Source organism: Anaerobacillus alkalidiazotrophicus, from assembly GCF_001866055.1.
In genome coordinates, this window is the sequence record NZ_MLQS01000009.1 from 1 (window position 1) to 6,914 (window position 6,914).

Consider the following 6,914-nt stretch of genomic DNA (forward strand, 5'->3'; position numbering starts at 1 on the left):
GGAGCATAGCTGGGTAGCTACGTATGGAAGGGATAAGTGCTGAAAGCATCTAAGCATGAAGCCCCCCTCAAGATGAGATTTCCCTTGGAGTTAATCCAGTAAGACCCCTTAGAGATGATGAGGTTGATAGGTCTCGGGTGGAAGCACGGTGACGTGTGGAGCTGAGAGATACTAATCGGTCGAGGACTTATCCTAAAAATAAGAATTGAATTCACACTCAAGAAACTTATATGTATGTTATCTAGTTTTCAGAGAATGATCTCTGAATTAAATAATATCTAGTGGCGATAGCGAAGAGGTCACACTCGTTCCCATGCCGAACACGATCGTTAAGCTCTTTTGCGCCGATGGTAGTTAGGGGCTTCCCCTTGTGAGAGTAGGACGTTGCTAGGTAAAATGAAAAACACATTCCGATGGGATGTGTTTTTTTGTGTGTTAATAACTATTTTATATATTTGTACTGCTGCTTCTGCGTCTACAAGCATCGCTTCCTGGTAGGCTTCCTCGAAGCAAAGCTGCATGTAGATTAGTCAATGGAGTAATAACAAGCTGTGATTGAAGTCAGTAGCTTTTCTGCGTCTGCTAGTATCGCTTTGAAGAAGGCTTCCTCGAAGCAACGCTGCATGCTGCTGAGCACAGAGAAAAAAGGTAACGCAAAGGAGCGATACGTGCCCAAAATTGTTGAGCATAGAGAAAAGCGGTACCGTAAAGCGCAGGGACTGGGAAAATAGTGTATTTAATAAGAGGGAGCGTTCGCCTCCTCTTTTAGATCAACCTGTGCACTTTAACGATTTAACGCGGTGGGGGTCAGACCCCGATTTCATGATGAGTATGGAAAGTTATGAGAAATCTTTGGCGCAGTTAGATTTATACCGAAAGTTAGCTGAAGCAGAAGCACAAATAAAAAACGGGGAGGAACTATTAGATGGGGAAGAAGTCTTTAAAACATTAAAGAAAAAGTATGAGAAACAATAAATGTAAAATTATGGAGAGGGGAAGGTTGCATGAGAAATAAATTCTTTTTGATAGTAATGTTACTTTTAATTGTATTGTCCATGATTGCTTGTTCTGGTGAAAAAACGGCAATCGACGAGGAAGATCTTAATTTAGTAGAAGAAGAACAATCTAATGGTGATATAGAAAATGAAAAAAGCGGAAGAGAAGAACTCGGAGAAGAGGACAAACGTATTGTTGAAGAGGTTGCTGATAATAATGTTGTTGAAATAAATCGAGGTAATCATTCGGGGAATATTTTAATGGGTGGTAATGTTGAATATTCCAATGGTTGGTTATATTTTGCTAATATTTTTGATGACAATCGACTTTATAAAATGACAGTTGAAGGAAATGAAGTAACAAAGCTTACTGAAGAAGCAGTAAGTAATATTCATGTTATTAATAATGAAACGATTTATTATGTTACAACAGAAATGGATTTTGGTAGTTATCGAAGTGGTAATTCTATTCGTCGAATGTCAATTAGCGGTGAGGCTGAAGAAATATTGTTTGAAGGATATGTATCATTGATGCATGTGTACGGTGATGAATTAGTATTTTTACATGGAGAATCTAGTGAATATACAAGTATACATACGCTATCAATGACAGACCAAACTTTAACAGATTGGGAAGTTTGGGGATATGGGTTATCAATGGATAAGGACGAATACATAATAATAGGAGCTGGAGAGATTTATTATGGCTCGTTAGATCAGATCGGTCAATATCATGGACTTGGTTATATTGTTGGTAATGATTATGCACTTTTTCAAGATGGAACAATAATTGCAAGGGATTTAAAAAAATATTCTGATACTACCGAAAAAGACCTTCGATATATTAGTTTAAATGAAATGTATACTGAAAAACCAGTGCAATATTTTAATGCAATTGGAGACGACATTTATTTTTCTGCAGCACTAGCAGGAGTTGATCAGAATACATATTTATATAACTTAAAGGAATATACATTGCTAGATCTTAATGAAGTGTTGTACGAAATTTACACTTTTGAAGATTATGTCGTCGGCTATTATGCTAGACAAGGTGGAGGAGCTTACATAGTCATTGATCGAGAAACTAATGAAGGTAGATCAATCTATCCTTAATTTCGCTGACTGTCACCAAGGAAGCATGGGGACGGTTCCCTTGCTTCCTAAGGAACCGTCCTTTTGTTTCCCTAGTAGGTATTCGTGCGTTTCACCACCTAAGAAAGTATATGTAAATGGAGAACAAGTTAAAACAGTTCATACCGAATCGTATTATTGAACGACACAGGGTACATATATTTGACTTGTTACTATATTGTTTTCAGTTTTTTAGATATAGAATGTGAAGCTATTGTTCTATGAAAGTAGTAGGGCCCTATTTTCGAAATCGTTTGGTTGAATCCTTTATCTCTATCTTCATTTCACCTCTCTCCTTTTCATTAATTTTTTCAATCATCTATACTAATTTCTCGATTTTCCGCTTCGTTTTTTAAAGGGATAATAAATTCACTGTAAAAACGTTCTTTTCGTTTCCCTAAAATGACTTGACGCGCACCCTTTGCAAAAATGCGTTAATTTGGTAGTAATTAATGCTATTGTTTTTTTATTAGTACTCTCGGTTTCACCACGAAATCCGTACCGCAGATTTAAACTTAACAACTTAATTCGAATTTACCCAAAAAGTCCTGCTTTCTCCTGCATTAAATTCCTATTGTTATTTATAGGCGACCGATTATTGATATAATGTATAGTTGTATTACATTACACTCATAGAAAGGTAGACGAAAATGGCAACTTCTCAAATTAATCCCCAACTGATTCATCTACTATTAGATCAGAAAACTATCAATTTGCAAGATCCCCCAACAACGAAAGCGTTACCGGGAAAATATGTAAAGAGTATTCTCAAAAATAAAAAATCACTCAGCCCAATTATAGAGGAAAACTTTCAAATGTTGACTTGTAAAAGCTGTGGCAGAAAAGGAAAATATGATGTCGGGCTAGTAGTTGTGAATATTGATAAGAAAACAAAGACAGAGAATATATCAGATAACATTCAAACGACAGGATATTTTCGATGTAAGCATTGTAATAATGCTGGAGATTGGGAGTTACCGGATAGTCTCCTTATGCAATCTATGATAAGTGCTCTTCCCATAATGGATGGAATTTCAAAAAAAAGTATGATTGGTAAAAACCTCTTATTTGATGGGAGTTGGCATAGATACACAACGGATGCAGAGGAACATTTATTAAATCTATTAAAAGAAAATCCAAAAGATTCATATCTTTGGAATCGACTTGGGAACTTGTATCATAAGGGAAATCGTCCTGAGTTAGCGGTAAGTGTTTTTGAACATTCAATTTTGATTGACCCAGCTCAAGTTGAATCTCAGTTTACATTAGGCGATATGTTAGCACAAATAAGTGATTTGCCAAACGCCGGATACCATTTCCGTCAAATGCTTCTTTGTGCTGAAGGGTACAAAAAGATGCCGGCGGTTAATTTAAGAGAGATGCTAGCAATTGGGCTTCAATTATTATTTATGATGGATGATCATACAAATGGCGAAGTTGCTTTTTTACCCACGTTAGATGAATTAAAAGCATCAGGACGTAAAGATGTCCCAGTAAATTTTTCAGAAATAGATTTGGAAATTTTCCCCGATGAAATAGATTCCTTTTTTCCGATAGCCGAAATGTATATGGGAACTAGAGCTAAAGAAATTCCAATGAGACAGAGAACCTTTAACTTAACGACTACTTCAAAGGATTCGTTAGAACAGAAGAAAAAGAAGGTTAAAAAGAAGAAAAAAAGGAAGTAGAGAAGGGAAACAGGTGGGCAGGTCCCACGTTCAAATTGGGTGGTGCTTTGACTTTAGTAGGGTGTAATCGAACAGTAGAATTAGGAATATACGTTTGCTATAATTACTTAGTAACTACATAACGCAAGGTGGCGGCTGAACTCCCTGAACGAAAGGGGGGAGGCATATGACGACATATCAAGCATTTAGCTTATTTGCGCAATTTAGTTTAGTGTTAATAGCGCTACTTACACTAATTGTAACTATTGTCGTCAATTTAAACAAAAAGAAATAGCCACCCTGCCAGCCAAGTGAGGTGAGCTATTTCAATAAGCGATATCCAACTGGTCAGCCGCTCTTCAAGCGGCATGTAGTTGCATTGCCTGAGCGTTGCTGCGCTCAGGTACTTTTTATTTTACGTCATTTCTAACTAAAGTATACACCATTTTTCGCCGTTTCAGCAAGTCAGGGAAGCATGAGAGAAGCATGGGGACGGTTCTCTTGCTTCCTTAGGAACCGTCCCTTTGCTTTCTACCTAACATAATGAATTTTTTTTAAAAAATAGTGAAAAACAAAATAAATTTATATATGATTAATATAATCCCCATTAATTTCTTCCAAAACCTCTAGAAAGAATTCCAACTAGTTATTTTTAAAGAACTTCAATACTAAGTCAATGACAATCAACCTTCGTTTCCGAGTTTCCTACGTACCTATCGTATCATTTGTTAATGCCTGTACTCTGTGACTATGGGTATGACATTGATCTAATTAACTATCGTACCTTCCTAGATAGACCATTTATATTATTTAATGTGTTGTAGATACAGTAAATGTTACAAATCCATAAAAAGGAGGTGTTTCAAGTGCCTCGTCGCGCAAGAGAAAAAAGTAGAAGTGGAATTTATCACATCATGTGGAGAGGTGCAAATGGTCAAGAAATATTTCACGACAAAGAAGATTGCCTCAAATTTCTTGACATTTTTAGAAAGTATAAACAAAGAGCAGAGATGAAGGTATATGCTTGGTGCCTGATGAATAACCATATCCATTTACTATTAAAAGAAGGCAATGAATCTATTTCTGTTACAATGAAACGTATCGCAGTAAGCTTTGTTGCCAATTACAATTGGAAGTACAAAACAACAGGCCACCTATTTCAGGATCGATTTAAAAGCGAGAATGTCGAAACGGATCAATATTTATTAACCGTCGTTAGATACATCCACCAAAATCCTGTGAAAGCTGGCATCGCCAAACGAGTGGATCAATGGATGTGGAGTAGTTGTCGCGGATATTATGATCATTCGAGTTCTTCATCACAGGACTTTGTTGATTGTGATTTTATTTTAAATAGGTTTTCAGCAGATCTAACAACTGCCATAGTAAAATTCAAAGCATTTAATGAAAGAGTGAATCAAGATCAATGTCTAGAGGTAGATGTTAAAAGAAAGATAACGGATGATGATGCGAGGCAATTAATAAAAGAGTTACTAGGTACAATTGAAATCGCACAAGTAAAGAGTTTACCTAAAATAGAAAGAAACAAAATACTGAGAAAAGTAAAAAGGATTAATGGCTTATCACAACGACAAGCTGCAAGAATACTAGGAATATCTCCTAATTTGGTATTTAAAGCATAGTTGGGGAAGTATCGGGGACGGTTCTTGTGCTTCCTACTATTTATAGTGGTATGAAAGAAGCATGAGAACCGTCCCTTTGCTTTCCTAAAATAAGATTAACAATTATCATATTTGATTAAAGCAAAAACTCCATGATTGCAGATGTAATCATGGAGTTTCTTTCAGCTTTGAGAAGTTGGATTTTATAGAAACTTAAGATATTGAGGAAACGAGTTATTAAGATGAAGTAATGAATTCTTAAAATCAGTCTAAAGGCAAATACATTTACAAGAACAGCTACAAGATCAACATTCTATAAGAGGTTGGCTTATGATTTGATGAGTCGTCCTATTTTTTATATTGTTAACGTAGTACATATGGGTATGGTTGAATTGGTAGTTCTGGTGGACCACCTCGAATAATACAATGCCAATAGCAAGCACCATAGCATAGTGGATTCCCTAGTCCACACTCTTTTTCACAATAATCTCCACATTCTAACCATCTATTAGGATCAGCTTGATTTATTCTTGCTATCACTCGGGGAGTAACATAAGGAATTAAGTTCGATGGAATTGAAGGAACTACCCTTCTAACTTGAGGTGGAATTTGAGACATTAATCGTGGTGAGATTGGTAATAATTGTGGTTCTGTAAGTTGATATTGCTGTAGTTGCCGATAGGTATAGGGAGGATATGGCATCATCGTTTATCCCTCCTTATTTTTTTGAGGTTCGTGTCTAAGTTTTAAACTATTAACTAGATAAAGAACTCATATTTATGTTATATGCGTAACAATAGACGAATGTAATAAATAAAATGCCTAAATTTAATAATCCTTTGGGAACAGGGTAACGGGAATAAGCAGAAGAAGGAGATGGAACAAGGAGTTTAATTCTACTATATATAATGAAAGTAATTTTTTGTTTGCTATTTTAATAGATATATGATAATCTTAAAAAGTTGTCATTTCAAACGTGCATCACGCAGAACTTTTTCTGATAAACTTTTTGAAAAAAGTTGTTGCATTGAATGACTTGTTGTGATAAGATATTCCTTGTCGCTAAAAAGCGAAGTTGAATGACTTGTTGTTTTGATAAAAAGTTTCAAAAAAACAACTTGCGCAGAATTAAATGTTGTGATACACTAGTTCTTGTCGCTGAAAAAACAACGGCGTAAAACAAATGATGGTTCTTTGAAAACTGAACACACAGCCAAGCGAATTAAAAGAGATAGTAAATATCTCGTCAATGTTTTATTTTGAGCTTTATCAAACACTTTTATGGAGAGTTTGATCCTGGCTCAGGACGAACGCTGGCGGCGTGCCTAATACATGCAAGTCGAGCGAATGGATGGGAGCTTGCTCCCTGAAATTAGCGGCGGACGGGTGAGTAACACGTGGGCAACCTGCCCTGTAGACTGGGATAACTTCGGGAAACCGAAGCTAATACCGGATAATCTTTGGAACCTCATGGTTCCAAAGTAAAAGTTGGGTTTACC

General features: G+C 36.1%; 6 protein-coding genes and 3 rRNA genes. 8 read left to right on the plus strand and 1 reads right to left on the minus strand.

Annotation, left to right across the window (positions count from 1 at the left end):
* From BKP45_RS08700 to BKP45_RS08725, 7 genes are all read left to right on the plus strand, one after another.
* Nucleotides 1–195 (plus strand): 23S ribosomal RNA (locus tag BKP45_RS08700); the annotation flags it as partial.
* Between the two features lie 82 nt (nt 196–277).
* Nucleotides 278–393: ribosomal RNA gene (gene rrf, locus BKP45_RS08705) — 5S ribosomal RNA — on the plus strand.
* A gap of 429 nt (nt 394–822) precedes the next feature.
* Nucleotides 823–975 carry a hypothetical protein gene (locus BKP45_RS22075; RefSeq protein ID WP_211272959.1) on the plus strand — a complete coding sequence of 51 codons (153 nt, stop codon included), beginning with the start codon at nt 823–825 and terminating at the stop codon, nt 973–975.
* Between the two features lie 29 nt (nt 976–1,004).
* A complete protein-coding gene (locus BKP45_RS08715) occupies nt 1,005–2,108 on the plus strand; it encodes a DUF5050 domain-containing protein (RefSeq protein ID WP_071389344.1) in 1,104 nt (367 codons plus the stop codon).
* 668 nt (nt 2,109–2,776) lie between these two features.
* Nucleotides 2,777–3,814, plus strand: coding sequence for a tetratricopeptide repeat protein (locus BKP45_RS08720; protein ID WP_071389345.1), 1,038 nt, complete (start codon nt 2,777–2,779; stop codon nt 3,812–3,814).
* A 166-nt stretch (nt 3,815–3,980) separates the two neighbouring features.
* Complete coding sequence (locus BKP45_RS22935; RefSeq protein WP_245747414.1) at nt 3,981–4,088, plus strand: putative holin-like toxin; 108 nt, start codon at nt 3,981–3,983, stop codon at nt 4,086–4,088.
* Between the two features lie 571 nt (nt 4,089–4,659).
* Nucleotides 4,660–5,436 (plus strand): REP-associated tyrosine transposase, encoded by a 777-nt coding sequence (locus BKP45_RS08725; protein ID WP_071389346.1) that lies wholly within the window; start codon nt 4,660–4,662, stop codon nt 5,434–5,436.
* A 342-nt stretch (nt 5,437–5,778) separates the two neighbouring features.
* On the opposite strand, the gene BKP45_RS08730 is transcribed toward BKP45_RS08725, so the two are convergent.
* Complete coding sequence (locus BKP45_RS08730; RefSeq protein WP_071389347.1) at nt 5,779–6,120, minus strand: hypothetical protein; 342 nt, start codon at nt 6,118–6,120, stop codon at nt 5,779–5,781.
* Between the two features lie 573 nt (nt 6,121–6,693).
* Here BKP45_RS08730 and BKP45_RS08735 point away from each other — a divergent pair.
* Nucleotides 6,694–6,914, plus strand: a 16S ribosomal RNA gene (locus BKP45_RS08735); the annotation flags it as partial.